This window comes from Paenibacillus sp. N119s, from assembly GCF_059447605.1.
Genome location: NZ_JCAJRU010000371.1, coordinates 1 through 3,079, shown reverse-complemented (window position 1 = coordinate 3,079; position 3,079 = coordinate 1). Strand labels below are relative to the sequence as shown.

At 45.9% G+C, this 3,079-nt stretch carries 3 protein-coding genes; all 3 read left to right on the top strand.

What is annotated here, in order from left to right; translation table 11 throughout:
- The first annotated feature begins 152 nt into the window (after nt 1–152).
- Entirely contained in the window at nt 153–1,172 is a 1,020-nt protein-coding gene (locus tag AC5V8P_RS24715) for an aldose 1-epimerase (RefSeq protein WP_063210518.1), read from the top strand.
- A gap of 153 nt (nt 1,173–1,325) precedes the next feature.
- Entirely contained in the window at nt 1,326–2,036 is a 711-nt protein-coding gene (locus AC5V8P_RS24710; protein ID WP_063210516.1) for a FadR/GntR family transcriptional regulator, read from the top strand.
- Between the two features lie 101 nt (nt 2,037–2,137).
- Nucleotides 2,138–3,079: 2-isopropylmalate synthase (locus AC5V8P_RS24705; protein ID WP_495473979.1), on the top strand; the 942-nt coding region annotated here is incomplete at its 3' end.

The window sequence follows — 3,079 nt, the reverse complement described above, 5'->3', positions numbered from 1 at the left end:
ACGCTATGTGTAGTCATGTGTGTGAAGGACGATGCCTTGCGGGGCATCGTTTTTTTGTATTGTCGTGGAATTTTTTTGCTGGACATGGTATAGTCAAGCCAAAAGCTAAACGCTTTCATTAAATATCGTCATTTCATCAAGGAGGATTTTTGATGACACAACAGCATACTGCAATTGGTGATCTTTATTATGGAATACCGGCGATTCGTCTTAAATTTGGGCGATATGAAGCGGTTGCCCTGCCAGGAAACGGTGCAAATCTGATTTCTTTTCGTGACAATGAGACGGGATATTCTTTTCTGCGTGAGCCGGATGCTGAGAGCATAGAGGCTTTTAAACAAAGCCCATCCGTCTACGGAATTCCGTTTTTGTTCCCTCCGAATCGTTATGAGGACGGAAAATTCCTGTGGAATGGGGTTACATATGAGCTGCCAATTAATGAAGAGGCGACCCATAACCATTTGCATGGCTTTTTGCACACCGTTCGGTGGGAAGTTGAGGACTATGGTTCCGGGGAGCAAGGTAGTTATGTGGTAATGAATCAGCATGTAAGGGAAGGGCATCCTATGTTCCGTTATCTACCCTTCACCTTTACAATTAAGCTGACGTACAGTCTTGACGAATTTGGCCTGCATCAGCGTTATGTGATTCATAACGAAGGAGATCAACCGATTCCCAACTTGTTTGCCTTTCACACAGCCATTCGGGTTCCGTTTGTACCCGACAGCTCGCCTGAGGATTACAAGATTAAGGTTACGATCGGTGAACGGCGCGAGCTAACAGATCGATTACTGGCCACGGGACAGTTCCAACCGTTATCACCAGAAGAGGAGCTGATGAAGACAACAGGAGTTAGTCCTTATTTTGCCTCTATGGATAATCATTATACGGCGGCTCCGCAAAATGGGCGTAACTACATGGAACTCACACACAGCAAGACAGGTGCTACCCTTGTATACGATGTAGGCACTGCTTATAAGCATTGGATGATCTGGAATAACAAAGCGAACAAGGAATTCATCTGTCCTGAACCGCAAATGAACATGATTAATGCACCAAATCGACCAGACTTGCCTGCGGAAGACATCGGGTTAATTGCACTGGCGCCGGGGCATATTTTCGAAACAACCAGCCGTTTGTATTGTGTTACTCCTAATAAAACAAAATTCTAATATTTCTTTATCCTACTAAGCTTGCATCGTGATGGACGGTGCAAGCTTTTTCGGATGGTATGGCCTCATTTTAAAAAATGATGGGGAAAGAAAGATAAAAAGGTTGCAGAAGAGCAATGTGACATAGTATGATACGAAACAGGAGATGATCAGATGAATTACGAAATGGTGCCTTTTCAAGCCATCAAACGCAAGCAAATTGCCGATGAAGTAGCTGAGCAGCTGCAACGAAAAATTGCTGCTGGTGAATGGAACGTGGGCACTAAGATTCCAACCGAGCCTGAGCTTATGAAGCTTTTTGGAGTTGGGCGATCTACCGTTCGTGAGGCGGTTAGCGTGCTGGTGCATGCCGGTCTACTAGAGAAAAAGCAAGGACACGGAACCTTTGTCTGCCAACCGACGACTTCTCAAGAACCATTGGATTACCGACTAAGCCGTGCCGAAATTATTGAGGTGTATGAAGTGCGGAGCGTTCTGGAACTGGAGATTGCCAGATTAGCTGCGTTACGTCGTAATGACGAAGATTTACGCTTAATGCGGGAAGCGCTGGACCGCCGAGCTGCGACATTGGCCGCTGGAGATATGAAAGGGTACTTGGATGCGGATATCACTTTTCACTTGGCTGTTGCAGGAGCTACAGGCAATAAGGTGCTTACGGACGTCTACCGTAGCTTTGTCGAGGCTATTCGCAAGGCGCTGAACAATCTTATCACGGATCCGGCGATGCAAAATCATTTTACACTTCAGCATGAAAAAATTTATGAAGCGATCTTAGATCAGGATGGCAAGGCTGCTGAGCTATATAGTATTCAGCATTTGGACGGCACCAAGCTTGAATTGCAAAAGCATATGGGAAGTACTTAATTTTTTTTAATTTTAAACATCAGATGATCGGATGAATAAAATGATGTAAAAACCTTCTATTAACGAGCATCTCCTAAAATCAAACCAAAGGTGGTATCTGTATGCGCAAAATATGGGTGTTGGACACAACGTTAAGAGATGGAGAACAATCACCAGGGGTTAGCTTAACCAGCACAGAAAAGGTGGAAATCGCTCTTCAGCTTCAGAAATTAGGCGTAGATCGGATTGAGACTGGCTTTCCAGCAACCTCACCTGGTGAGATCATCAGCATGCAGGAAATTGCCAAACAGGTCACCCAAGCAACACTGGTTGGTTTTGCACGCTCAAAAGAGCAGGATATTGATGCAGTCAGAGAAGCTCTACGGGGAGCAGAGGACGCTTGTCTTCATTTGTTCCTGGCTACCTCGCCAATTCATCGCCAGCACAAGCTGCGAATGGATAAAGCGAAAGTATTAGAGACTGCTGCCGCTGCTATTCGTTATGGGCGCAAGTATTTTAGCAAGGTAGAATTTTCGGCAGAGGATGCCAGTCGTACCGAACTGGACTTCATTTGTGAAGTTGTAGATATGGCAATTCGTGCTGGGGCTACAGTCGTCAATTTACCCGACACCGTGGGATATGCCTCGCCAGATCAGTTTGGAGAAATGTTTAGAGTTGTAAAACAACAAGTACCTGGTATCGAAAAAATACAGCTGAGCACACACTGTCACGATGATCTCGGCATGGCAACAGCTAATACGCTGGCAGCTATACGTAATGGGGTGGATCAATTTGAGGGTACCATCAACGGCATCGGTGAGCGAGCTGGGAATACACCAATCGAAGAGGTTGCGCTGGCCCTTGACACGAGAACCGAGCTGTATGGTGCACAAACGAGTCTGGTTTTGGAGGAACTGTATGCCACCAGTCGATTGGTAAGCAAACGTACGGGAATGTCGGTACCTGGAAACAAGGCCATTGTTGGGGCCAATGCATTTGCACACGAGTCCGGTATACACCAGGACGGAATGCTAAAGGAGCGTACAACGTATGAGATTGTGTCC